The organism is Pseudomonas sp. ADPe (genome assembly GCF_014843515.1).
In the GTDB taxonomy this organism is placed as follows: domain Bacteria; phylum Pseudomonadota; class Gammaproteobacteria; order Pseudomonadales; family Pseudomonadaceae; genus Pseudomonas; species Pseudomonas citronellolis.
Genome location: NZ_CP062122.1, coordinates 6,094,835 through 6,118,831 on the forward strand (window position 1 = coordinate 6,094,835; position 23,997 = coordinate 6,118,831).

Genomic DNA, 23,997 nt, shown 5'->3' on the forward strand with positions numbered 1-23,997 from the left:
CGTCACTCCGCGGCGGGCGGCGCCGGCGGGCGGACGTGTTCCTCGTCGCCCTCGGCGGCATGTTGGCGCTGCGGCTGCAGCTCCACCTTCACCCAGCCGGTCTGGCGCTGGTCGAAGGCCTCGAAGACGGCGATGGCGTCGCTGATGGGCTTGACCTGGGTGAGCACCTTGGCCGGGTCGATGTGCCCGCTGAGCACCAGTTCGATCAGCTGCGGGATGTACTTGCGGTGGTGGCAGTTGCCCATCTTCAGCGTCAGGTTGCGGTTCATCGCGATGCCGATGGGGAAGGTCCGCGAGTCCGGCCCGTACACGCCGATGATGCCCAGGGTGCCGGCCTTGGCCAGCCCGGCCACCGCCCAGTCGAGCACCTGGGCCGGCGCGTTGCCCGGCGTCCAGGGCGTCTCGTGGCCTGCGCCGGGGGCCGGGGTGACTTCGCCGTGGCTGCGCTCGGCGTCCACCCCGACGGCGTCGATGGCGCGGTCCACGCCGATGCCGTCGGTGAGCCAGAGCAGCGCCTGCACCGGGTCTTCGCGTTCGAAGTCGATGACCTCCGCGCCCTGCTGGCGGGCCATGTGCAGGCGGTCGGGGTGGCGGTCGACGGCGAACACCCGCGCGGCGCCCTTGAGCAGCGCGCTGGCGATGGCGAACTGGCCCACCGGGCCGCAGCCGAACACCGCCACGGTGTCGCCGATGCCCACCTCGGCCAGCTCGGCGCCGAACCAGCCGGTGGGGAAGATGTCCGAGAGCAGGATCGCCTGGTCGTCGCCGATCTGCGAGGGCAGGCGGATCAGCCCGATGTTGGCGTAGGGGATGCGCGCCTTCTCGGCCTGCAGCCCGTGGAAGGCGCCGTTGGCCTCGGGGCCGCCGAACAAGGCGGTGCCGGCGCGCTGGCCGCCGGGGTTGGCGAGGTCGCACTGGGCGTAGTAGCCGGCGCGGCAGTACACGCAGTTGCCGCAGGCGATGGTGGAGGGGATCACCACCCGGTCGCCCACCTGCAGGTTGCGCACCTCGTCGCCCAGCTCCTCGACTATGCCCACGCCCTCGTGGCCGAGGATGGTGCCGGGCTTCATGCCGCCCACGCTGCCGCGCACGAAGTGCAGGTCGGTGCCGCAGATCGCCGAGGCGGTGAGGCGCACGATGGCGTCGTTGGGCTGGCGCAGCGTCGGCTCCGGGACCTCGTCCAGGCGGATGTCGCCGACGTCGTGGAATACCACAGCTTTCATGTCGTTCTCCCCGCTATCCGGCCGGCCACGGCCCGGGCGGCGCCGTGGCCAGGGGAAGCTCAGTGGGCCTGGGCCACGCCGCGCAGCACGGTGTCGCTGGCCTTGGCATCGCGGCAGGCGGCGATGTTGCCGAGGGAGACCACGCCCACCAGGCGCTTCTCGCGGCTGAGCACCGGCAGCCGGCGCATCTGGATCTGCGCCATGTTGCTGGCCACGTGCTGCACGTCCTCGTCCTCGAAGCAGTAGTGGATGTCGCCGCTCATCACCCGCGACACCGGGGTATCCACGCCCAGGCCGGCGGCCACTGCGCGGATGACGATGTCGCGGTCGGTGACCATGCCCACCAGGCGGTCGCCGTCGTTGACCAGCAGCGCGCCGCTGTCGATCCGCGCCATGGCCGCGGCCGCCTGGTGCAGCGGGGTGTCGGGGGCGGTGGTCTGGACGTTGCGCGTCATGATTTCGCTGATTTTCATGCTGTCCTCCGTAGCGGTTGCGGTTGGGGCGCCTTCGAGGACGCCTATAGCTTCCGACTGGGCGGTTGGGGCACCGTTCAGGTGGATTTCATGGATTGTTTGGGGGCGGGGTGGAATGGGCGGATAACGCAGCGTCAGCCTGCGAGTCCAATCGCGGCGTGTCTTGCGAAGTGCTTTTCGTAGGATGGGTTGAGCTTGCGAACCCCATGCTGCCGTGGTGATGGGTATCGCTTCGCTCAACCCATCCTACGGGTGTGTTTGCCGCGGAGATAGGTGCCGGGGATCAAGAGCACCCTCACCCCAGCCCTCTCCCGCAAGCGGGAGAGGGGGCCGTCCGTGCCGAGAGAAGAATTGGCCCCAGCCGGAAACCACCGAGGCTGCCGGCTAACGCCATAACATCCAGCCCTGCCCAACGGTCCCCTCTCCCTTCAGGGCGGGGCGCGCAGCCGAGGGTTAGGGAGAGGGGCGGCGTTGAACCGGCGCGCAGATGCCACCAGCCAGTTCGCGAGCAAGCTCGCTCCTACGAAAAAACAAATGCGCATTCGCTCTTGCTTTTGGACTTCCAGAGAAACCTCCGCGCACTCCGAAACGCCCCTTCAGCAGGCCGAGCGAAACCCGCGCTCAGGAGGTCATGCGACATGGATGTCGCGAGAGCCCCGATGGGCTACAGGGACGTACCCTCGGGGCGGGCCTCCGTGGCGGGGGAATTCGCGAGGGTAGCCCGGCTCCATCGGGCCCGTATGTCGGGGCAAGCCTTTTTGGTTCCTTTTGTGGCGATTGACAAAAGGGACTCGCCCGAGGGGGCGAAACAAAAAATCTCCGCAGACTCGGTGCGGCGCGCTACACCAAGCCCCCACGCCACTGGGTTCCCCCGTTCGCGGGAAAGACGAAGGTGAAGACCGGAGCGCGGAATATAAGGTTCGCGAGCAAGCTCGCTCCTACGAAGAGCAGGAGAGCCGCCACGGCTCCTTCAGCCATCCCCATCCTTGCGCAGCACGAACAACGCCAACGACCGCGGCCCCATCTCGAAGGCCGCATCGAACCCATGCACCAGCCCGTCGTCCAGCGCCGGCGGATCGGCCATGGTGTCCAGCAGGCACTGCCAGTCGCGCCCCTGGGCCACGCCGGGCAGCTGGAACTGCAGCGCCTCATGGTGGGCATTGAGCAACAGCAGCAGGGTGGCATCGGCCCCGCTGCGGCGGATGCCGGTGGGCTGAGCGCGGCCGTCGAGGAGCATGCCCAGGCAGCGGGCCTGGGGCGTCTCCCAGTCCTCCTGGGTCATCTCGCGGCCGTCGGAGGCCAGCCAGGTCACGTCCTTCACGCCCAGCTCGGCGTTGTACTCGCCGACCAGGAAGCGCCCGCGGCGCAGGATCGGGTAGCGCCGCCGCAGGCGGATCAGGTAGCGGGTGAAGGCCAGCAGCTGGCAGCCCTCGTCGTCGAGGTTCCAGTCGATCCAGCCCAGTTCGTTGTCCTGGCAGTAGACGTTGTTGTTGCCCTGCTGGGTGCGGCTGAACTCATCGCCCGCCAGCAGCATGGGGGTGCCCTGGGACAGCAGCAGGGTGGCCATCAGGTTGCACATCTGCCGCAGGCGCAGCTGGCGGATCGCCGGATCGCCCGTGGGGCCTTCCTCGCCGTGGTTCCAGGAGCGGTTGTCGTCGTGGCCGTCGCGGTTGTCCTCGCCGTTGGCCTCGTTGTGCTTGTGGTCGTAGGACACCACGTCGCGCAGGGTGAAGCCGTCGTGGGCGGTGATGAAGTTGACCGAGGCGTAGGGCCGCCGGCCGCGGTGGTTGTACAGGTCGCCGGAGGCGGTGAGGCGCCGCGCCAGGTCCGGCAGTTGGCCCTCGTCGCCGCGCCAGTAGCTGCGCACGGTGTCGCGGAAGCGGTCGTTCCACTCCACCCAGCCGGGCGGGAAGCGGCCCACCTGGTAGCCGCCGGGGCCGCAGTCCCAGGGTTCGGCGATCAGCTTGCGGTGGCTGAGCACCGGATCCTGGCGGCAGGCCACCAGGAAGCTGTGGCGCTCGTCGAAGCCTTCGGCGTAGCGGCCGAGGATGGACGCCAGGTCGAAGCGGAAGCCGTCCACGCGCATTTCCGTGGCCCAGTAGCGCAGCGAGTCGGTGACCATCTGCAGCACGCAGGGGTGGCTGAGGTCGAGGGTGTTGCCGGTGCCGGAGTCGTTGACGTAGTAGCGTCGGTCGTCGGCCTGCAGGCGGTAGTAGGAGACGTTGTCGATGCCGCGCATGCTCAGCGTCGGACCCAGCTCGTTGCCCTCGGCGGTGTGGTTGTAGACCACGTCGAGGATCAGCTCGATGCCGGCGTCGTGCAGGTGCGCGACCATCTCCTTGAACTCGTTGACATGGCCGCTGGCCAGGTAGCGGGCGTGGGGCGCGAAGAAGGCGATGCTGTTGTAGCCCCAGTAGTTGCTCATGCCCTTTTCCAGCAGGTGCTTGTCGTCGACGAAGCCGTGCACCGGCAGCAGCTCCAGGCTGCTGATGCCCAGGTGGCGCAGGTGCTTGATCAGCTCGGCGTTCATCAGCCCGGCGCAGGTGCCGCGCAGGCGCTCGGGCACCGCCGGGTGGCGCATGCTGATGCCGCGCAGGTGCGCCTCGTAGATCAGCGTCTCGTCCCAGGGGATGCGGGTGAACTGCTGCTCGCCCCAGGTGAAGGCCGGGTCGATGACCTTGCACCTGGGCACGAAGGGCGCGCTGTCGCGGGTGTCGAAACTCAGGTCCGCGTCGGCCGAGCCGATGGTGTAGCCGAACAGCGCCTCGGACCAGCGCAGCTGGCCCACCAGTTGGCGGGCGTAGGGGTCGATCAGCAGCTTGTTGGGGTTGAAGCGGTGCCCGGCGTCCGGTTCGAAGGGGCCGTGCACGCGGTAGCCGTAGATCTGCCCGGGGTGGGCGTCGGGCAGGTAGCCGTGCCAGATCTCGTCGCTGTATTCGGGCAGCTCGATGCGTTCCAGCTCGCGCTTGCCGGTGGCGTCGAACAGGCACAGCTCGACGCGGGTGGCATGGGCCGAGAACAGGGCGAAGTTGACGCCCAGGCCGTCCCAGGTGGCGCCCAGGGGGAAGGGGCGGCCCTCGGTGACTCGCGAGTGCGAGCGTTTGCTCATGGGGGTTTCCTCTGCTGGCCGGTGGTTCGGGGCGGATGCATGGATCAGCCCTCGTCAGGGCGCTCGGGATCGGCGGCGGGCAGCTTGCCCTTGCGCCGTGGCGGTTTCTGCAGCAGCGCCGGTTTCTCCGGCGGTTCGCCAGGAGGCTCGCGCTGGGCGAGTTGTGCCTGCTCGGCCTCGGCCAGGCTGCGGGCCATGCGCCAGTGGCGCTCGGCCTGGCCTTCGGGGCGGCCCTCGGATTCCCATATCTGGTGGGCCAGTTCGCGGACGCGCGCTTCGTCGATCTTCATGGGCTTGCCTCCTGGTGCTCGTCGACGCTGATCAGCAGGTTGACCGGCAGTTCGCCCAGCACTTCGGCCACCGCCAGTTCGCCGTGGTCGTCCCGGTGCCCGGCGGCCAGGCCCTGCCATTGGCGGCCGGCCAGTTCGGCGGGCAGGCGCACGCGGGTGTCGCCCCAGCGTTCGGGCGGCACCTGCGGCCTGTCTTCCAGCAGGCCCGCGCACAGCCGCGGCACCAGCACCAGCAGGTGCCGGCCGGCCTGGCTGCGCAGGAAGCCGAAAAGGCAATCGGCGTGCTCGCCGTGCAGTTCGAGCGGCTGGTAGCTGCCGTGGCTGAACAGCTGCGGCCAGCGCCGGCGCAGTTGCAGGGCCTGGCGCAGCAGGGCCTGCTTGATGCGTCCGTCGCGCCAGTACTGCAGCAGCTGCGGCCAGTCCGGCTGCGCCTGCAGGGCGGCCTGGCGCCGGGCGTAGTCCGGCGTGCGGCGGTTGTCCGGGTCCACCAGGCTGAAGTCCCAGAACTCGCAGCCCTGGTACAGGTCCGGCACGCCCGGGGTGGTGCAGCGCAGCAGGCTCTGCGCCAGGCCGTTGAGGGCGCCGGCGGGCATCAGCGCCCGGGCCGCCGCGGCAATGGCCTGGCGCAGCGCCAGGCCGGCAGGTTGCAGGAGCAGGGCGTCGAGGAAGTCCGCGCAGGCGCTTTCATAGGCCTGCACCGGCGCGCTCCAGTCGGTTTCCAGTTTGGCTTCGCGCAGGGCCTTGAGTTGCCATTGGGCGATGCGCGCGTGGTAGGCGCGCAGCCCCTCGGCGTCGTCTTCGGCCAGGTCGTGAGGCCAACTGGCCAGCAGGCATTGGTAGAGGATCAGTTCGTCGCCGCCGCTGGGCGCGTGGGGCGTTTCGGGGTGGCGCAGGGCCGCGGCCAGGGGCCGCCACTGCGCCACCTGTTCGGCGAACCAGGGCGCGCGCTCGCTCAGCGCGGCCAGGCGGGCGCGGCAGTCCTCGCCGCGCTTGTGGTCGTGGGTGGCGGTGGCCAGCAGGGCGCGGGGGAACTGGGCCAGGCGCGCCTGGCAGGCGGCGTGGAAGTCCGCCGGCGGGGCCGCCAGGCGCTGCGGGTCGAAGCCCACGTCGTTGCGCCCCAGGGCCGCGGCGTGACGGTAGCAGGCGGTGTCTTCCAGGGCCTTGGCGGCGATGGGCGGGGTCAGCTGCTGGAAGCGCGCCAGCACCTGCCGGCGCTTCTGCCGCAGCGGCCCGGGCGGCACCGCGCGCAGCGGCTCGCCGCCCAGCACCCGGTCGAGCCAGGCCAGGGTGCGGCGGTCGTGCTCGTCCAGCCGTTCGGCCGCCAGCGCGCGGGCCTGTTCGAAGTAGCGCCGGTCCTGCGCGGAGCGGCCGCAGGCGCCGGCGTAGCTGCGGTACACCGGGAAGGCCCGCAGCAGCTGGAACAGTGCGCGGCGGATGGAGCCCAGCGGCAGGTCGCGGCTGGCCAGGTCGGTGCGCGCCAGTTGCCAGAGCTGCTGGGCCATGCCTTCGAGGTCGCCGGCGAAGGCGCCGCGCAGCACCCATTCGCGGGCCGCCAGGCGCTCTTCGTCGAAACCCTGGCGGCGGCCGCTGGCCTGCTCCCAGAGCGCGCGCAAGGGGATTTCGCCGCGCGGGTCGTGCTGCAGCAGCGACACCTGGTTCATGAAGTCGTAGCCGCTGGTGCCGTCCGCCTGCCAGTCCGCCGGCAGATGTTCGCCGGGGGCGAGGATCTTTTCCACGTACAGCGGCGCGGCGCCGTCGCAAAAGGCGCGGCGCAGGCGCCGGCAGTAGCCGCGCGGGTCGGCCAGGCCGTCGACGTGGTCGATGCGCAGGCCATCCACCAGGCCTTCCTGCATCAGTTGCAGGAGGTAGGCGTGGCAGGCGCCGAACACGTCCGGCAGCTCCACGCGCAAGCCGACCAGTTCGTTGATGTCGAAGAAGCGCCGCCAGTTGATGTCGTCGGCCGCCACCCGCCAGTTGGCCAGGCGGTAGTGCTGGTGTTCCAGCAGGCGGTGCAGGGGGCGCCAGTCCTGGCCTTCGGCCACCTGGTAGAAGCCCAGCAGGCGTTGGCGCAGGGTCGCATCGCCCAGCAGCGCGGCCAGGCGCCGGCACAGGGCTGTGGCGAGCACGCGGGCCTGGGGGTGGCCGCGCAGCTCGGCGAAGCGCGGCGCCAGTTCGTACAGCGGGCCCTGCTCGGCGTGCACCAGGATCATGCCGTAGCTGGCCGGGCACACCGGGAAGCAGTGCTCGCCATAGTGCAGCTGGAAGCAGCCGGCGTGCTCGGCGAAGCCCAGGCGGATGCGCCCGGCCTGCAGTTCGTCGAGGTAGTCGCCGCCCAGGCAGGGCAGCAGCACCTGGCGGTCCAGCAGCGGGTCGTCGCTGCGCCAGTGGATGTCGAAGAAATGCGCGTAGGGGCTGGCCAGGCCCCACTTGAGCACGTCCTGCCACCAGGGGTTGGCCTGGCCGATGCGCATGTGGTTGGCCACGCTGTCGACGATCAGCCCCATGCCGCGCAGGCGCAGGCCGCCGACCAGCCGGCGCAGGGCCGCCTCGCCGCCCAGCTCGGGGTTGATGCGGGTGGGGTCGACCACGTCGTAGCCGTGGCCGGAGCCGGGCTGGGCGGTGAGCAGCGGCGAGGCGTAGAGGTGGCTGATGCCCAGCTCGGCGAAGTAGTCCAGCCAGGGCAGGGCGTCGTCCAGGGTGAAGTCGCGGTTGAACTGCAGGCGCAGGGTGGCGCGGATGGCGTTCATCGCTCGCCCTCCCGGCGCGCCTGGTCCAGCCGCTGCAGGCGCGCGTCCACCGCGGGGATGTCGAGCATCTGCCCGGCCTGCGCCGGGTAGCGCCGGCGCCAGTTCGGGTGTTCGTCGCCGGGGCCGGGCAGGTTGGGCTGCTTGGCGCTGCCCAGGGCGTCCTCAAGGGGCAGCAGCACCAGCGGCGCCGGGGTGCGGCCGACGAACTCGATGGCGCCGTCCAGCGCTTCGCCGCCGATGCCGTCCTCGTCCAGCGCCCGGGCCAGGCCCTGGACCTCGCGCTGGCGTTCCTCGCGGTCCTGCCGGGCCTGCTCCCCGCTGCGCTGGCCCAGGCGTTCGCGCCAGTCGATGTCGTGGCCCTGGCACCAGCCTTCGAGGCTCGGCAGATCGTGGGTGCTGGTGGTGGCCAGGGCCTCGGCGGACCACTGCCGCGGGGCGTGGAAGTGGCCGCCGGCCTGTTCGAAGAGCAGCACCCGCATGCCCAGGATGCCGTGTTCGGCGAGGCGCTCGCGCAGGCCCTCGGGGATGGTGCCGAGGTCTTCGCCGACGATCAGCGCGCGCGCCTGCCAGGCTTCCAGGCAGATGAGCCGGAGCAGGTCGTCCAGCGGGTATTCCAGGTAGGCGCCGGCCTGCGGCGGCGCGCCCTCGGGGATCACCCAGAGGCGGCGCAGCCCCAGCACGTGGTCGATGCGCAGGCCGCCGGGGTAGCGCAGGTTGGCCCGCAGCATCTCGATGAAGGCGCGGTAGCCGTGCAGGCGCAGGCCGTGGGGCGAGAAGGCGCAGATGCCCCAGTTCTGCCCGGCGCGGTTGAGCACGTCGGGCGGGGCGCCGACGCTGACCCCGGCCAGCAGTTCGTCCTGGCGCATCCAGGCCTGGCTGCCGCGCGGGTCGGCGCCCACCGCAAGGTCGGCGATCAGGCCGATGCCCATGCCGGCCTCGCGCGCGGCCCGCTGGGTGTGTTGCAGGCTGCGCGCCAGCAGCCACTGGCAGAACTGCTGGAAGTCGATTTCCTCCGGCTGTTCGAGGAAGAACCGGCGCACGCCCTCGGCCTCCGGGCGGCCATAGGCCGCCGGCCAGCGGCGCCAGTCCAGGCCGTCGCCGGCTTCGCCGCGCCGGCGTTGCAGGGCCTGGAAGCAGCAGTGCTGCAGCAGGGCCTCGCCACCGTCGCGGCGGAAGCGCTGGAAGTCGCGGCGCAGGCCGGCGTCGGCCCGGGCGAAGCTGCCGTGGAGCTGGCGCAGCAGGCGCTCGCGGGCCCGGGCGCTGCCTGGCCAGTCCACCAGCGGCAGGTTCTCCAGTTCGTGCAGTTCCCCGGCGAGCCCGGCCTCGGCGATGGCCCGGTCCACCGCGGCCTGGCCGAACACCTGGCGCGGCGCGGCGTGCAGTTCGTTGAAGAACAGCCGGCTGGACGGCGAGTAGGGGCTGCAGGCCTGGCGGGCGGCGGCGAACATGGCGTGCAGCGGGCTGATGGCCAGGGCGTCGGCACCCTTGGCGGCGGCGCTGCGGGCCAGGGCTTCCAGCGCGGCGAGGTCGCCCAGGCCGCCGTCGCCGGGCTCGCGCAGGGCGTACAGCTGCGCCGCCAGGCCCCAGGCGCGCCGGCGCCCGTCGCAGAGTTCCGGCACCTGGGGGCAGCGCGGCGGGGCGACGGCCAGGCTCAGCTCACGCTCGGCCAGTTGCAGGCGGTAGTAGCCGCATTCGGCCAGCGGGGGCAGGGCGGTGGCTTCGTCCAGGCGCCCTTCGATGGCTTCGCCGCGCTCTGGAATCAGCCGGAACGCTTCGTTGGGCCTGGCCAGGTGGCGCAGTTCAAGCGCCTGGCCCTGGTCCAGTGTCAACAGCGACGGCGGGGCGGCGCGCTCCTGGCGCACCCGGGCAAGGCTCTGGCGCAGCTGTTCGGGGCTCTGCGCCGGCAGCCCCAGGGCCTCCAGCACCTGGCGCAACACGTCGGGGCCGGCCTGCTGCGGGCGGTTGTCGGCGTCCACCCAGTCGGGCTTCAGGCCCACTTCGCCGGCCAGGTCGCGCAGCAGCGCATCGCTCATGGGCTTTCCTCCAGGCTCAGGGCCAGGCTGCAGGGGGCCAGCCGGCCGGCGCGGTAGCCGGCGACTTCCTGGCCTTCGCAGAAGAGGATCTGCGCCTGCGCCGCCGGCGCTTCGACGAAGACTTCCTCGCTGCCCAGGTTGAGTTCGATGCGCCACAGGCTGCCATCGCCCAGGCGCCAGCGCGCGCTGACCGCCGCCTCGCCCAGGGGCACCGCGCCCAGCGCGCGGGTGCCGCCCAGGCGCGGGATGAGCCAGGCGTGGCGCAGCTCCAGCAGGCGCCGGTAGTGGGCGCGCCAGTTGCCGTCGGCGTGTTCCGGGCGCGGCCGCGAGGCAACGAAGGTCTCGTAGTCGCTGGGCTCGGGGATGGCGCCGGAGAAGCGGCCGAAGGCGGCGAACTCCTGGCGCCGTCCGTCGCTGACCGCCTTGGCCAGCTCGCCCTGGTAGTCGGTGAAATACAGGAAGGGGTTGCGTTCGCCCCATTCCTCGCCCATGAACAGCATCGGCACCATGGGCGCGAGCAGCACCAGGGCCACCGCCACGCGCAGGCGCTCGGGTCGGCTCAGGGCGACCAGGCGCTCGCCCAGGGCGCGGTTGCCGACCTGGTCGTGGTTCTGCAGGAAGGCCACGAAGGCCAGCGGCGGGAGGTCCGCGCTGGGCTCGCCGCGCGCCCGCCCGCGATGGTCGCGCTGGCCCTGGAAGACGAAGCCTTCGCCCAGGCAGGCGCACAGCTTGGCGGTAGTGGCTTCGGCGTAGTCGGCGTAGTAGCCCTCGCGCTCGCCGGTCAGCAGGTGGTGCAGCACGTGGTGCAGGTCGTCGTTCCACTGGGCGTCGAAGCCCTTGCGCAGCAGGCTCGCCTGGTTGTCCTCGTTCTCCAGCACCAGGTGCAGGTGGCGGCCCTGGGCGGCGGCGCGGGCGCGCCCGGCCAGCTCGACCAGGAAGGCCTTGTCGGCGATGGCGTGCACCGCGTCCAGGCGCAGGCCGTCGACGCGGTAGTCGCGCACCCACATCTCGGCGTTGCCGATGAAGAACTCGCGCACCGCCGGACGGGCGAAGTCGATGGCGTGGCCCCAGGGCGTGGGCTGCTCGCCGAAGAAGCCCGAGGCGTACTCGCCCAGGTAGTTGCCCTGGGGGCCGAAGTGGTTGTAGACCACGTCGACGAAGACCATCAGGCCCAGCAGGTGGGCCTGGTCGACCAGCCGCTTGAGGTTTTCCGGCGTGCCGTAGGCCGCGGCGGGGGCGTAGGGCAGCACGCCGTCGTAGCCCCAGTTGCGGCGCCCGGGGAAGGCGCCGAGCGGCATCAGCTCGATGGCGGTGACGCCCAGTTCGACCAGGTCCGGGAGGAAGTCGAGCAGGGCGGCGAAGCCGTCGAACAGGCCCACGTGCAGTTCGTAGAGCACCGTCTCGTGCCAGGGCCGGCCGCGCCATTCGCGGCTCTGCCAGGCGTAGGCGGTGTGGTCCAGCACCAGGCTGTCGGACTCCACGCCGCCGGCCTGGGCCCGCGAGGCCGGGTCGGCCACCGACAGGCGCTCGTCGATGCAGAAGCGGTAGGCGCTGCCGGCCGCGCAGGGGATTTCCAGGCTGTACCAGCCGTCGTCCAGGGCCTGCATGGGCAAGCGGCTGCCGTCGCCCAGCTGCAGGTCCACCCGGCGCGCGTCCGGCGCCCAGAGGGCGAAGCGCGTCAGGCCGCCGGGTTGCGGCAGGGCGCCGGCGCGGGGCAGCTGGCGGCTCATCGGCGCACGCTCGCGGGTAGCTCCGCGAGCAGGTCGCGGTACAGCAGGGTGTAGGGACGGGCCGCCTCGCTCCAGTACGGCGGGGCCTCCATGGCCTTGCAGCGCATGGCGTTGAGCAGCTCGGGGTAGCGGTAGATGTTCAGCGCGCGCTGCACCGCTTCGAAGTAGCTGTCCGGATCGCCCTCGCGGAACAGCAGGCCGGTGACGCCGTCGACGATGGTGTCGGCCAGGCCGCCGGTGCAGCGGGCGATGGGCAGCGAGCCGAAGCGCTGGGCGTACATCTGGCTCAGCCCGCAGGGTTCGTAGCGCGAGGGCATCAGCAGGAAGTCGCTGGCGGCGTAGATGCGCCGCGCCTGGGTTTCGTCGAAGCCGATGCGCACGCCCACGCGGCCGGGATAGCGCTCGGCCAATTGGGCCATGGCCTGTTCCAGCGGCGGCTCGCCGCGGCCGATCGCCACCAGGCGGCCGCCGGCCTCGATCATGCGGTCGGCGATGGCCAGGGTCAGGTCGATGCCTTTCTGCTGCACCAGGCGCGAGACCACGGCGAACAGCGGGCCGCGCCCGGACAGCAGGCCGAAGCTGCGCTCGACGTACTCGGCATTGCGCCGCTTGCCCTGCAGGTGGCGGGCGTCGAAGCGTGCGACGAGATGCGGGTCGCTGCGCGCGTCCCAGCTGGCGTCGATGCCGTGGGTGATGCCGCTGAGGCGGCCCTCGCGGCGGCGCTGGGCGAGCACGCCCTGCAGGCCGCAGCCGAAGGTTTCGCCGGTGATCTCGCGGGCGTAGGTCTCGCTGACGGTGGTGATGTGGCTGGCATGGTTGAGGCCGGCCTTGAGGAACGACAGCCGGCCGTAGAATTCCATGCTCTCCGGCAGCCCGGCGTGCTCGGGCAGGCCCAGCTCGGCGCAGCAGCCCAGCGGGCAGGCGCCCTGGTAGCCGAGGTTGTGGATGGTCAGCAGGCTGGGCGTGGCCTGGCCGCGCCAGGCCATGTAGGCCGGGGCCAGGGCGCTGGGCCAGTCGTTGACGTGGAGCAGCTCGGGGCACCAGCCGGGGGTGGCCAGCCCTGCGGCCAGGTCGGCGGCGGCCAGGCTCAGGCGGGCGAAGCGGATGTGGTTGTCCGGCCATTGGTTGCCGGCCTCGTCGCCGTAGGGGGTGCCCTCGCGGTCGTAGAGTTCGGGGCAGATCACCACGTAGACGCGCAGGCCGTCGTCCAGCTGCAGCTCGCCGATGTCGCAGGGCGGCAGCGCCGCCAGCCCCGGCAGGTGGCCGACCACCTTGCAGGCCACCGCTCCCTTGAGCACCTGGCGGTAGCCGGGCACCAGCACGCGGATGTCGTGCTCGGCCAGCAGCGCCCGCGGCAGGGCGGCGGAAACGTCGCCCAGGCCGCCGGCCTTGACGAAGTCGGTGAGCTCCGATGTGACGAAGAGGACCCGCCTGCGGCGCCTGGGCGCAACTTCCGCCGTGAGGGAAAACGGTGGCAGCTCGGGTGGGCAGGGGTCTTCCAGGCGCGCATCGGCCAGCAGGTTTTGCATCTTCCGCTTCCTCTTTGCAGTGGGCCGGGCAGTCCTGCCGGCCGCATGGGGTGGTCGCCTTCGCGGGCGGCCTCTTCCGGGGGACCGGAACGCACGGCGCGAAGTTTCGATTTTCTGCCGGGGCAGGCCGGCGGGTGCCGCTGTCACGCAGGCTCGCGGGCAGGCGGCGGGGCATGGGTGGCTCGCCATTCTTTCGGTGTATTGCGCAAGAGCGGGAAGCAGGCTCCGTACCAGGCGATGCGCTTGTTTCAGGTGGTTGATTTGGAAGGAGAAAGGGAGTGGTTGATAGCGTTGTGATGCGGGCGTGTTGCACGAATGGGGTGGGGGTGCCGCGCATTTTGCAGGGGTGGTAGGGAGGGCGTTCTGAGTGGCTTGTGGTGCGTGGGAGCCAGTTGCTTCGACCTGGGTGTTTCTGCGCCGCACCGAGTCTGCCCGACCGTCTTGTTTCGCCCCCTCGGGCGAGTCCCTTTTGTCAATCGGTGGAAGGCCACCCCCGCAAAAAGGAACCAAAAAGGCTTGCCCCGCCATACGGGCCCGACACAGTCGGGCTACCCTCGCGAACTCCCCCGCCACGGAGGCCCGCCCCGAGGGTACGTCCCTGTAGCCCATCGGGGCTCTCGCGACATCCATGTCGCATGACCTCCTGAGCGCCGGTTTCGTTCGGCCTGTTGAAGGGGCGTTTCGGAGTGCGCGGATGTTTCGCTGGAAATCCGAATCGCGGACAAGGTCCGCTCGGTTCCAGGAAGCACGGGCGTAGGAGCGGACCTTGTCCGCGATTGGATTCACCGGCCACGCCGGACACCCCGGTGGCACGAATGGCCCCCTCTCCCGCTTGCGGGAGAGGGCTGGGGAGAGGGTGCTCTTGACCCCGGCACCTACCTCCCCGGCAAACACACCCGTAGGATGGGTTGAGCGAAGCGATACCCATCACCATGACCGCATGGGTTTCGCAAGCTCAACCCATCCTACGAAAAGCGCCCCGGCGCGGCCTGCAAGACATCTGGCGTATCTGCGCTTCGCGGTCCGGGTCCATCGTCCTGTCCTCGCTTCATCGGGCATGTAGAACCACTGACTGCGGGCACAGTCGAGTGTTCATGTGCCACGCACGAAGGGAGCGGCCGCATGATCCACGCCGAGAACCGCCGTATCGTCATCGCCACCTCGCCGCAGGCCGAACCGGCGCCCGAGGATGCCTGCAGCAACCGCGAACTGGCCCGCTGGCTGGCGGAAATCCAGGGGCTGGAGTTCTTCGACGGCCCGCCCGCGGAACGCGACCCGCAGCGCCACTACTACTGGGTGCCCAGCGACACCCTGGTGGGCCGCGAGCAGGCCCGCCAGTTGGGCGTGCAGGGGCCGCTGGACCTGTTCGGCGGCTACGTCGAGCAGGCCCACCAGGCCGGCAAGGCCATCGTCCACCCGCTGATCGAGCAGGCCGCGTTGACGCCCAAGGGCTGGGCGGCCGGTTTCGCCGAGCGGGTGGCGCCGGTGGTGCTGGACGGCCACAGCGCGTTCTGCCGCCAGGACGCCTGGCGCTGCGCCAGCGCGCGCCTGCCGCGGGGGCCGCAGCGGCTCAAGCCGGCCGGCGCGCGCGGCGGCCTGGGGCAGCGGGTGGTGGCCGATGCGGATGAACTGGAGGCCGCGCTGGCGGGCTACGACGAGGCGGACTACCTGGCCGGCCTGGCCATCGAGGACGACCTCGGCGAGGTGCGCACCCACAGCGTCGGCCAGGCCCAGGTCAGCGGCGTGCTGCTGTCCTACCACGGCTTCCAGCAGCAGAACCGCAACGCCCGCGGCGAGCTGGTCTACGGCGGCTCCGACCTGTTGGTGGTGCGCGGCGGCTTCGACGCCCTGCTGGGGCTGGACCTGGCCGCCGAGGTGCGCCTGGCCATCCAGCAGGGCCGGGCCTTCGACCGGGCCGCCAGCCAGTGCCTGCCGCATTTCTTCGCCTCGCGGCGCAACTACGACGTCGCCCAGGGCATCGATGCCGCCGGCCGCGCACGCAGCGGCGTGCTGGAGCAGTCCTGGCGCGTCGGCGGCGCCAGCGGCGCGGAACTGGCCGCGTTGCAGGCCTTCGTAGCCGATCCGGCGTTGCAGGCGGTGCGTGCTTCGTCCTTCGAGATATTCGAGGACAAGGCGCTGCCGGCCAATGCCCGGGTGATCTACCGCGGCCCCGACCGGCGTGGCGACTTCCTGTTGAAATACGCCATGGTGGAGGACCTATGACGCCTTATGACGAGCGCGTCGACATCGATGTCGACTCCCTGCGCCTGCAGGGCAACTTCCTCAGCCCGCGCACCCACGTGCCCGGCGTGCTCTTCGTGCACGGCTGGGGCGGCAGCCAGCAGCGCGACCTCAAGCGCGCCCGCGGCATCGCCGGCCTGGGCTGCGTGTGCCTGACCTTCGACCTGCGTGGGCACGGCGCCGAGGAGCGCCAGCGCGAGTGGATCACCCGCGAGCACAACCTGCGCGACCTGCTGGCCGCCTACGACCGCCTGGCCGCGCACCCGCAGATCGACCCCGAGGCCATCGCCGTGGTCGGCACCAGCTATGGCGGCTACCTCGCCTGCATCCTCACCGAGCTGCGCCGCATCCGCTGGCTGGCCCTGCGGGTGCCGGCGCTGTACCGCGACGAGGACTGGGACCGGCCCAAGCGCGAGCTGCCCCGCGACGACCTGATGGCGTACCGCTCCAGCCGCGTACCGGCGGCGAGCAACCGCGCCCTGCGTGCCTGCGCCGCCTTCACCGGTGACGTGCTGCTGGTGCAGTCGGAGCACGACGACTTCATCCCCCGCGCCACTATCCTCAGCTACCGGGCCGCCTTCCAGCAGACCCACTCGCTGACCCACCGGATCATCGACGAGGCCGATCACGCCCTGAGCACCGAGCTGGCCCAGGACGCCTATACCGACATCCTGGTGCGCTGGATCACCGAGATGGTGGTGGGCGAGCGCGCCAACCGCCTGGTGCTGGGCTGACGCACGCCGGGGTGCTCCTTTGGGCGGCCAGGGAGGTGCGCCCGGCGAAGCTGTGCTTTGCTGAAGCGATTCGGTGGAGGAACGCCATGTCAGGAACGATCGCCAGCAACGCGCAACTGGTGGAGGACGCCCGCTATCGGTTGCTGATGGAGGCAGTGACGGACTACGCCATCTACATGCTCGACCCCAACGGCCTGGTCGGCAGCTGGAGTTCCGGGGCGCAGCGGCTCAAGGGCTACGAGGCGCGCGAGATCATCGGCCGGCATTTCTCCTGTTTCTACCTGCCCGCCGACCGCGAGGCGGGGCTGCCCGAGCGGGCGCTGGCCACCGCGGCGCGCGAGGGCCGCTACGAAAGCGAGGGCTGGCGCCTGCACCGCGACGGCTCGACCTTCTGGGCCCACGTGGTGATGGACGCGGTGCGCGACGACAGCGGCGAGCTGCTGGGCTACGTGAAGATCACCCGCGACCGCACCGCCCAGCACGAGACCGAGCAGGCGCTGCGGCGCAGCGAGGAGCAGTTCCGCCTGCTGGTCAACGGCGTGTCCGACTACGCGCTGTACATGCTCGAACCCGACGGCCGCGTGGCCAGCTGGAACTCCGGGGCGCAGCGGATCAAGGGCTACCGCCCGGAGGAAATCATCGGCCGGCACTTCTCCTGCTTCTACACCGTCGAGGATTGCAACGACGGCGTGCCCGAACGCAGCCTGAACATCGCCCTGGCCGAGGGGCGCTACGAGGAGGAGAGGCTGCAGGTGCGCAAGGACGGCAGCCGCTTCTGGGCCAACCTGGTGATCGACCCGGTCCACGACGAGGCCGGCACCCTGCTGGGCTTCGCCAAGATCACCCGCGACATCACCGACAAGCGCTACGCCCAGGAGGAACTGGAGCGGGCCCGCAACGAGCTGGTCCAGTCGCAGAAGATGGAGTCCCTGGGCCAGCTCACCGGCGGCGTCGCCCACGACTTCAACAACCTGCTCACGGTGATCATCGGCGGCCTGCAACTGCTGCACCGGCACCTGCCGGCCGACGCCGAGCGCGTCCAGGACATCTGGCGCAATGCCCTTGAGGCCACCCGCCGCGGCGCCCAGCTGACCCAGCGGATGCTCGCCTTCGCCCGCAAGCAGCGGCTGTTCCCGCAGCCGATCGAGCTGCCGACGCTACTGCAGGACATGAGCGAGCTGCTGCTCAGCTCGCTGGGGCCGACCATCACTATCGAAACGCGCTTCCCGCTGCACCTGAACCGGGTGATGAGCGACCAGAACCAGCTGGAACTGTCGATCATCAACCTGGCGACCAACGCCCGCGACGCCATGCCCCAGGGCGGCGCCATCACCATCTCGGCGCGCAACGAGACGCTGCTGGACGGCCAGCGCACCAACCTGGCCGGCGGCGACTACGTGTGCCTGGCGGTCTCCGACACCGGCCAGGGCATGGACGCCGAGACCCTGCGCCGGGCGGCGGAGCCTTTCTACACCACCAAGGCCACCGGCAAGGGCACCGGCCTGGGGTTGTCCATCGTCCACGGCCTTGCCCAGCAGCAGGGCGGCGCACTGATATTGCACAGCGCGCCTGGGCAGGGCACCACCGCGGAAATCTGGCTGCCGGCGGTGCTCCCGGCGGCGGACGGCGAAGCGGACGACGCCGAGGACACGGCGGCCCAGGCGGCGCTGCCGGAAACGGTGGAACTGCGTGTGCTCATCGTCGACGACGACCCGCTGGTGCTGACCGGCACCGCGGCCATGCTGCTGGAGCTGGGCTGCGAAGTGCGCCGCGCCGACTCCTCGCAGCACGCCCTGGAGCTGCTGGAGAAGGAAGGCGATGCGTTCGACCTGCTGCTGACCGACTACGCCATGCCCGACCTGGACGGCATGCAGCTGATCCAGCGCGCCCGGCAGACGCATCCGGCGCTGTGCTGCGTGTTGATGAGCGGCTACTCGGCGCGCCTGGAGGGCTGCCCGGCGTCGCTGCGGCGCCTGGCCAAGCCCTTCGACCGCGAGCAGTTGCTGGCACTGCTGGTGGAGGTGCAGGCCGAGGCCGGAAAAACCGAACCAAACTGAGGCGCCGCTTCCAAAGCAAGGGTGACAGCCACCCTTGCCCAGGAGGTACGCCATGGCCCCGTTCACCGAACTCCAGCGGCCCCAGCCCGAGCAGCCGCCGACGCTGCCCGAGCGGGAAAGCCAGGTGCCCGAGGACTTCCCCGAGGAGGTGCCCATGCAGCAGCCCCCGGAGGAGCCGCTGCCGCCTCCGGGCTCACTGCTCCAGGTATTCGCCGCTGCCGGCCATGCTCTGCCCCCAGAGTTCGAGGAAGGCGAAGGCCGTGGTCAGTAGCGCCAGGAAGCCGAAGCCGAGGATGCAGCCGGCATAGAACACCGCCTTGCGCTGGCGCAGGTGCATGAACACCGGCAGCCCGCTGAACAGCAGGAAGGCCGAGCAGGCCGTGGCCAGCGCGGCGGCGAGCAGCATCAGCCAGCGCGAGGGCACCAGCGCCACCACCCCGGCCAGCATCAGCGGCACGGCGATGGTGGTGGTGAAGGCCATGCTGCGGCCGATGTCCGGCCGGCTCTCGGTGCGGAACAGCACCCAGCGCACCAGGTAGGCCATGATCACCACCCCGCAGAGAAAGCCCAGGTAGCACCACAGCGCCAGCAGCGCGCCGCTGCTGGCGCTCAGGTACTGCGTCTGGTCGTTGCCCGGCAGTCGCCAGCCCACCTGGGTGGTGCCGATGAACAGGCAGATCGCCGGGATCAGCGGCAGGGCCAGCCACAGCGGCACGAAGGCCCGCGGGTGACGGTCGACGCTGGCGCTGAGGTCGCCCCAGGCGTGTTTCGGTTGGGTCAGCAGGGTCGTGAACGGGATCATCGATGAGCCTCCTTCCGTTGCGCCGGGCTGTCAGCGGGAATGCTTGGTATCGGCGTCCGGCAGTTCGCTTTCCAGCAGCGAGCCGGGGTCTTCGTTGCCCGGGTCGTTGATGCCCGGATCGCTGATGCCGCCGTTGGGCGGCGGGGTGGTTTCCTGCAGGGGGATGTCCATCGGCAGGACGGCGGCGCCGGAGACCTCCCTGAGCCGCGGCAGCAGTTCGTCGCGGAAGCGTTGCTGCTGCTCCTCGGACAGCGCGGCGAAACCGTGCTCGAGGATGTAGCGGGCGAGGATCTCCTCGCGGCTGTCCGGTTCCAGGCTGCCCTGGGCGAACAACTGCCGCAGCGCGGCGGTGAATGCGGCGTCCTGATGGTCGTTCCAACCCATGTGCCGGTCCTCCTGTAGGTCGATGGCTGGCCGCCGGCATGACCCCGGCGGTCTCTCGGAGGACTGGAGGGCGGCGGCCATGTTCAGCCACCGGGACGAACGGTACGCCGCCGCGGCGCCGGTCCAGGCGATGGAACCTTGGCCGCGCGGGCCGGCCCACCGCAGACATCGACTGTGCCGAGGAGGTGCGCCATGACCCCGTTCGTCTCCCTGATGCTGATCGCCGTGGCGGTGATCATCGTGCTGCTGGACCTGTGGGCCATCGTCAGCGTGTTCCGCAGCGACAAGGGCGTGAACGCCAAGGCCCTGTGGGCGCTGCTGATCGCCATCTTCCCGGTGGTTGGCCTGGCCATCTGGGGCATCGCCGGGCCCCGCGGCATGGCGCAGCCGCCGGGCTCGGCGGAGCACGGCGAGTGAGCGGCCCGGGCAGGGCCGGCTCAGTCGGGCAGCAGCGGGTTGCGCGTGTTCTTCAACCGCTCGACCTGTTCGGCCGGGGTGCCGATCAGCAGGTGGGCGAACAGCCAGGGCTCGATGCCCATGGCGCGGGCGTGGATGCACAGCTCGGCCCAGCCCTTGCGCAGGCGGTAGGCCTGTGCGTCTTCGTTTTCCTCGAGGCGGGACAGTTCGATCTCCCGGGCCAGGGCAGGAACGCGGCGAAGAAACTCCGCCACGGCAGCCTGCCGCTGCGCGGAGTTCAATAGGATTTGCATGAGGAGGGGAGGAAAAGCCTGGTGAAGGGAAAGGCCCCGAGAACATCCAGGGAAATATGTAGCAGAAGACCTGAAAAAGTACGCCTGTAAGTGCGGTGGCTCAAGCGAAAAAGGGCATCAGTTGAAATTATGGATACGACGTTGCGCGCAAATTTCGAGCAATTCGCCGTATGCCGCGGATTCACTGGGCGCGAAGAAGCGATAGCATCATTTGGATATCAGCATGATGCAGTCATCGGCCGGCAATCGTTCATGCAATATGCGGGAATCGGCTTTATCTGTTCGATTTTTCAATGTCGATTGCGCCACCTGCCAGGCTCTGCCTGAATAGTTATTGCGAACTCCCCTTGATATGCACGCCCCAGGGACGGGGTGCTTTTTTCAAGCATCCATTCACGCCCTTGCCGATGCATTTCGGCGCATTGCTGAGGTCGGCGTCTGCCTGGCCACCGCCATCCACCTGCTCAACGGGCTGTACGACGAGAAGCACCAGCCGGTGCTGGCCATCGTCGGCCAGCAGGCGGTGACCTCCCTGGGCAGCGATTACCAGCAGCAGGTTGAACAGGCTTCTTCGGGGCCGGAGAAGCGGCTTCAGCGGAAGGTCATATGTCTGCGCAACGCCTTGAGTCTTTCCAATTCTTCGCTCGGCGTGCCGAGCAACATATGGGCGAACAACCAGGGCTCCAGCCCCGAATGCTTGGCTTGCGCGCAAAGTTCGCCCCAGCCCTTCCTGAGTCGATAGGAGTCCAGATCCTCGTCGCTTGCAAGTTGTGAAAGTTCTATCTCTCTGGCCAGGGTGGGCACCAGGCGCAGAAAGACGTTGACCGCCTCTTGTTGCTGTTGCGGGGAGAGCAATCTTTCCATCGGGCGACTTCACGATATGGGGTTGGATTTCTGCAAGACGCCGACAGGTTGCGGAAGGGAAAACTAAGGTAAGCCCCGGGCTGTTTCAAGGCGGAAAACCGGCGTGAAGAAATTTTGAATATAACCTTGGTGAGGTTTTTTAAAGTTGCCGGTTATAAGCAGGAAAGTTGCCGATGGCAGCGCCGCGATAGCCAGTGGATATCAGGCGAATTACACGGATTACATGGCAAAATGCACGCCTTATCAGGAGCTTGTGAAGGGTTTCAACAGTATTTTCAATGAATGTGGAAGCGCCCTGGGCTTGTACCTAGAATCACTTCGGTTCCTTTGTTCAGATGCCTCGCTTCAGGGATGAAGCTTCTTTTTCCCACTCTGATTGCACCCGGCGCAGCCGTTCGACCGCGCCGGGACGCCGCTCATTTGCGCGCCCCTTCAGGGCGAGATGGGGTCGCTGGCCGGAAAGGTTTCCTCCAGGGAGTTGTCCACGCGCTTTTCCTGGCTTTCGCGAGCCGGCCCAGGGATGACGCCAGGCGCTGCCTCGGCATGCCCGTCCCCGTGGCCGAGCAGCACCGCCTTGACCCGACAATGGCCGGTCAGGCCGCGCTTGACCATCAGCGCCGAGGCGCCCACTTCCAGCCAGCCCTGCAGGCCGCCGCGACGAAAACCGTTGCGCATCCCGGCCAGGCCCAGGGCCACCGAGAACAGCCGCTCCCAGCGGCCCAGATTCTGTGCACTCATCTGTTGTCTCTCTGTCTGCATGGGCGGATGGACCTCAGGCCGCCAGGGCCTGGCCGATGGCCTCGTTGAAGGCCGGCAGGTCGTTGGGGTTGCGCGAGGTGATCAGCGTCCAGCCCTGGGCCGGGCAGACCTTGACCTGCGCGTCCACCCACTCGGCCCCGGCATTGGCCAGGTCGGTGCGCACGCTGGAATAGGAGGTCAGCGTCTTGCCGGAGACCACGCCGGCATCGATCAGCAGCCAGGGGCCATGGCAGATCGCCGCGACCGTCTTGCCGGCCTCGGCGAACTCGCGGACCAGGCGCTGCGCATCGGCATCCTGGCGCAGGGTGTCGGCATTGACCGTGCCGCCGGGTATCACCAGGGCGTCGTAGTCCGCGGCGCGCAGGTCCTGGAGCCGGGCATTGGACTCCACCTTCACGTCCTTCTCGCTGTCCTTGAGCCAGGTCTGGGCCTCGCCGCCCTTGACGCTGCCGTGGGTGACGCTGGCGCCCTGGTCCTTCAGGGCCTGCAGCGGACGCAGCAGTTCGTCGCGCTCGATGCCGGCGTTGGCGGTGATGATCAGGACTTTCTTGCCTTGCAGGTTCGCACTCATGATCGGGCTCCTTCGCTGAAGCGCCACGCGGGCGCAGTGGCCGGCCACGCCTCGCGGCGCGGCACTCACCAGGCTTTGGAAGCCGTGGCGGCGGCGAGTTCGAAAGAATTGCCCAACGGAACAGCGCGCCGCTGCTCGGTGCGTTCGAACCCATGGCGGGCCGGGCAGTCGCAACAGGCAGGGCCGGCGGAACCGCCGGCAAAGCCATCGAACAGCGCGGGAGACACGCCATGAGCTACGACTGGGACCTGATAGAACAACTGCTGCTGCACGCCCAGCAATGCGCCGACGAACCCTACAAGGCCCGCGAGTACGGCGAGGAGGTGGCCGAGGAACGCCTGGCCCAGGGCGAGCCGCTGGGCGGCAGTATCGACCACATCAAGCGCGTGGCCGGCGACCTGGAGGGCGTGCTGTTCGACGGCGGCTTCATCCAGGACCGGCCGCGAGACCATGGCGGCACCGGCAACAACTTCGAGCTGACCGAGCGTGGCGTGCGCCTGCTGACGCTGATCGGCCGCAGCTTCCCGGAGCACCTGGTGTTCCGCCGGCTGCTCGACGAGCAGGGCGAGGAGGCGCTGAGCGCGGAAACCTTCGACGCCCTGGCCGCAAGCGCCGCGCGGGACCGAATCGACGACAAGCCGATGATCTGAGGCGAGGTGCGGCGATAGACATTGGTCTGGTGATCGGCCGGCTGATATGAAGGTCGCTTGCAAAACCAACGAGGGCTAACCAATCTGGTCCAGTTGGTTGAGTTGGATGGACTAACTTTGTCGACCCGGTAGGTATAACCCGTAAAACCCCAAAGCCCGTCGGATCGGAGAGGGCCATGATGAACATCAACCACTTAGAGATCGTGAATATCCACGATGCCAAGACGAACTTGTCCAAGCTCGTCGATCAGGCAAGCAAAGGTGCTGCATTCGTCATCGCTAGAGCCGGCAAGCCGCTGGTGAAGGTAACTGCGATCTCCGATGAGCCTGTAAAGCGCATCGGTATGCTGGAGGGGCAGATCGTCGTCCCCGATGACATTGATTCGCCGTTCGCTGCCGACATCGAGGCGATGTTCTACGGCAAGAGCTAATCAATGCGGATTCTTCTCGACACGCACATACTGTTGTGGGCAGCTGCCAACTCGCCCTCCCTCCCGGCAACTGCCCGCAACATGATCGACACTCCGTCAAGCCAGCTGTTCTTCAGCGCCGCAAGCATTTGGGAAGTCTCGATCAAAAACTCGTTAGGCAAGCCTGACTTCCAGGTTGACCCAAGCCTTCTGTACGCAGCGCTGATGGGCGCCGGTTATCAGGAACTGCCAATTCTCAACGCCCATACGATCGGTGTCGGTGCGCTTCCACATCACCACAGCGACCCGTTCGACCGGCTCCTGGTAGCCCAAGCTATCGCCGAAGGCATGCTCCTGGTGACGCACGATTCCGCCATCGCGCAGTATCCCGGGCCAATCAGAAAGCTGTAATTCCCTCTAGAGTGATCGATCATGAACGGGCCGCGCGGAAAGTCTCCTGCGCGGGCCGGCATCGGCCGGCGAGGGAGGGCGCTTCGATCTGGAGACGGGGGCGCGGTCGTTGGGCGGCACGAAAAGAAGAAGGCACCCGCGAGCGGGGGCAGTGAAGAGAGATGTCGGCGATCGCCTGAAAGGGGGGGGATCGGCTTGAGGCTCAGGTGTGCTGCGGAGGCCGACAACTCGAGATCGTCCTCGCTGGCGAGGATGTGCGCGAAGACCTTG

At 69.4% G+C, this 23,997-nt stretch carries 21 protein-coding genes and 1 pseudogene; 8 read left to right on the forward strand and 14 right to left on the reverse strand.

Translation table 11 applies throughout. The features are described 5' to 3' along the window. Positions 1 to 2: 2 nt before the first annotated feature. The 8 genes from IG194_RS27630 to glgA all read right to left on the reverse strand — a co-directional run bounded on the left by IG194_RS27630 (position 3) and on the right by glgA (position 13,134). Entirely contained in the window at positions 3 to 1,223 is a 1,221-nt protein-coding gene (locus IG194_RS27630; RefSeq protein WP_058489376.1) for a zinc-dependent alcohol dehydrogenase, read from the reverse strand. A 59-nt stretch (positions 1,224 to 1,282) separates the two neighbouring features. Then, entirely contained in the window at positions 1,283 to 1,696 is a 414-nt protein-coding gene (locus tag IG194_RS27635; protein WP_043266424.1) for a CBS domain-containing protein, read from the reverse strand. Positions 1,697 to 2,666: 970 nt separating this feature from the next. After that, on the reverse strand, positions 2,667 to 4,805 hold the full coding sequence (gene glgX, locus IG194_RS27640; protein WP_058489377.1) for a glycogen debranching protein GlgX: 2,139 nt from the start codon (positions 4,803 to 4,805) through the stop codon (positions 2,667 to 2,669). Positions 4,806 to 4,849: 44 nt separating this feature from the next. Beyond that, positions 4,850 to 5,095 (reverse strand): DUF2934 domain-containing protein, encoded by a 246-nt coding sequence (locus IG194_RS27645; RefSeq protein WP_009619832.1) that lies wholly within the window; start codon positions 5,093 to 5,095, stop codon positions 4,850 to 4,852. After that, entirely contained in the window at positions 5,092 to 7,842 is a 2,751-nt protein-coding gene (treY, locus tag IG194_RS27650) for a malto-oligosyltrehalose synthase (protein ID WP_058489378.1), read from the reverse strand. Before treY ends, IG194_RS27645 begins: the two co-directional genes overlap by 4 nt. After that, the gene (gene malQ / locus IG194_RS27655; protein WP_058489379.1) at positions 7,839 to 9,875 is read right to left on the reverse strand and encodes a 4-alpha-glucanotransferase; all 2,037 of its coding nucleotides are present in this window, start codon (positions 9,873 to 9,875) and stop codon (positions 7,839 to 7,841) included. The genes treY and malQ overlap by 4 nt, the downstream gene beginning before the upstream one ends. Beyond that, on the reverse strand, positions 9,872 to 11,605 hold the full coding sequence (gene treZ, locus IG194_RS27660; protein ID WP_058489380.1) for a malto-oligosyltrehalose trehalohydrolase: 1,734 nt from the start codon (positions 11,603 to 11,605) through the stop codon (positions 9,872 to 9,874). The genes malQ and treZ overlap by 4 nt, the downstream gene beginning before the upstream one ends. Beyond that, on the reverse strand, positions 11,602 to 13,134 hold the full coding sequence (glgA, locus tag IG194_RS27665) for a glycogen synthase GlgA (RefSeq protein WP_058489381.1): 1,533 nt from the start codon (positions 13,132 to 13,134) through the stop codon (positions 11,602 to 11,604). Before glgA ends, treZ begins: the two co-directional genes overlap by 4 nt. Positions 13,135 to 14,256: 1,122 nt before the next feature. Here glgA and IG194_RS27670 point away from each other — a divergent pair. The 3 genes from IG194_RS27670 to IG194_RS27680 all read left to right on the forward strand — a co-directional run bounded on the left by IG194_RS27670 (position 14,257) and on the right by IG194_RS27680 (position 18,166). Beyond that, the gene (locus tag IG194_RS27670; RefSeq protein ID WP_058489382.1) at positions 14,257 to 15,357 is read left to right on the forward strand and encodes a DUF3182 family protein; all 1,101 of its coding nucleotides are present in this window, start codon (positions 14,257 to 14,259) and stop codon (positions 15,355 to 15,357) included. Continuing rightward, on the forward strand, positions 15,354 to 16,109 hold the full coding sequence (locus tag IG194_RS27675; protein WP_058489383.1) for an alpha/beta hydrolase family protein: 756 nt from the start codon (positions 15,354 to 15,356) through the stop codon (positions 16,107 to 16,109). The genes IG194_RS27670 and IG194_RS27675 overlap by 4 nt, the downstream gene beginning before the upstream one ends. Positions 16,110 to 16,195: 86 nt before the next feature. Continuing rightward, positions 16,196 to 18,166: a PAS domain-containing sensor histidine kinase gene (locus IG194_RS27680; RefSeq protein WP_058489384.1), complete on the forward strand. Its 1,971-nt coding sequence runs from the start codon at positions 16,196 to 16,198 to the stop codon at positions 18,164 to 18,166. Between the two features lie 193 nt (positions 18,167 to 18,359). On the opposite strand, the gene IG194_RS27685 is transcribed toward IG194_RS27680, so the two are convergent. Continuing rightward, the gene (locus tag IG194_RS27685) at positions 18,360 to 18,968 is read right to left on the reverse strand and encodes a Yip1 family protein (RefSeq protein ID WP_009619841.1); all 609 of its coding nucleotides are present in this window, start codon (positions 18,966 to 18,968) and stop codon (positions 18,360 to 18,362) included. A gap of 30 nt (positions 18,969 to 18,998) precedes the next feature. Further along, complete coding sequence (locus IG194_RS27690) at positions 18,999 to 19,352, reverse strand: hypothetical protein (RefSeq protein ID WP_058489385.1); 354 nt, start codon at positions 19,350 to 19,352, stop codon at positions 18,999 to 19,001. 192 nt (positions 19,353 to 19,544) lie between these two features. Between IG194_RS27690 and IG194_RS27695 the strand changes: the two genes are divergently transcribed. Then, a complete protein-coding gene (locus IG194_RS27695) occupies positions 19,545 to 19,769 on the forward strand; it encodes a PLD nuclease N-terminal domain-containing protein (protein ID WP_009619843.1) in 225 nt (74 codons plus the stop codon). 20 nt (positions 19,770 to 19,789) lie between these two features. On the opposite strand, the gene IG194_RS27700 is transcribed toward IG194_RS27695, so the two are convergent. Further along, entirely contained in the window at positions 19,790 to 20,023 is a 234-nt protein-coding gene (locus IG194_RS27700) for a hypothetical protein (RefSeq protein WP_176707202.1), read from the reverse strand. A gap of 418 nt (positions 20,024 to 20,441) precedes the next feature. On the opposite strand from IG194_RS27700, the pseudogene IG194_RS32895 reads away from it, so the two are divergent. Continuing rightward, positions 20,442 to 20,633, forward strand: a pseudogene (locus IG194_RS32895) (thiamine pyrophosphate-requiring protein); the annotation flags it as partial. A 20-nt stretch (positions 20,634 to 20,653) separates the two neighbouring features. On the opposite strand, the gene IG194_RS27705 reads toward IG194_RS32895, so the two are convergent. The 3 genes from IG194_RS27705 to IG194_RS27715 form a co-directional block, all read right to left on the reverse strand. After that, positions 20,654 to 20,926, reverse strand: a complete 273-nt coding sequence (locus IG194_RS27705) for a hypothetical protein (RefSeq protein ID WP_009619846.1) — start codon at positions 20,924 to 20,926, stop codon at positions 20,654 to 20,656. 432 nt (positions 20,927 to 21,358) lie between these two features. Continuing rightward, a complete protein-coding gene (locus tag IG194_RS27710) occupies positions 21,359 to 21,664 on the reverse strand; it encodes a DUF2892 domain-containing protein (RefSeq protein ID WP_058489387.1) in 306 nt (101 codons plus the stop codon). A gap of 34 nt (positions 21,665 to 21,698) precedes the next feature. Next, the gene (locus IG194_RS27715) at positions 21,699 to 22,256 is read right to left on the reverse strand and encodes a type 1 glutamine amidotransferase domain-containing protein (protein WP_058489388.1); all 558 of its coding nucleotides are present in this window, start codon (positions 22,254 to 22,256) and stop codon (positions 21,699 to 21,701) included. 230 nt (positions 22,257 to 22,486) lie between these two features. On the opposite strand from IG194_RS27715, the gene IG194_RS27720 reads away from it, so the two are divergent. The 3 genes from IG194_RS27720 (at position 22,487) to IG194_RS27730 (ending at position 23,727) form a co-directional block, all read left to right on the forward strand. After that, a complete protein-coding gene (locus tag IG194_RS27720; protein ID WP_058489389.1) occupies positions 22,487 to 22,906 on the forward strand; it encodes a hypothetical protein in 420 nt (139 codons plus the stop codon). A gap of 176 nt (positions 22,907 to 23,082) precedes the next feature. Next, positions 23,083 to 23,337 (forward strand): type II toxin-antitoxin system Phd/YefM family antitoxin, encoded by a 255-nt coding sequence (locus IG194_RS27725; RefSeq protein ID WP_206779269.1) that lies wholly within the window; start codon positions 23,083 to 23,085, stop codon positions 23,335 to 23,337. Positions 23,338 to 23,340: 3 nt separating this feature from the next. Then, a complete protein-coding gene (locus IG194_RS27730) occupies positions 23,341 to 23,727 on the forward strand; it encodes a type II toxin-antitoxin system VapC family toxin (RefSeq protein WP_058489390.1) in 387 nt (128 codons plus the stop codon). The last annotated feature ends 270 nt before the right edge of the window (positions 23,728 to 23,997 follow it).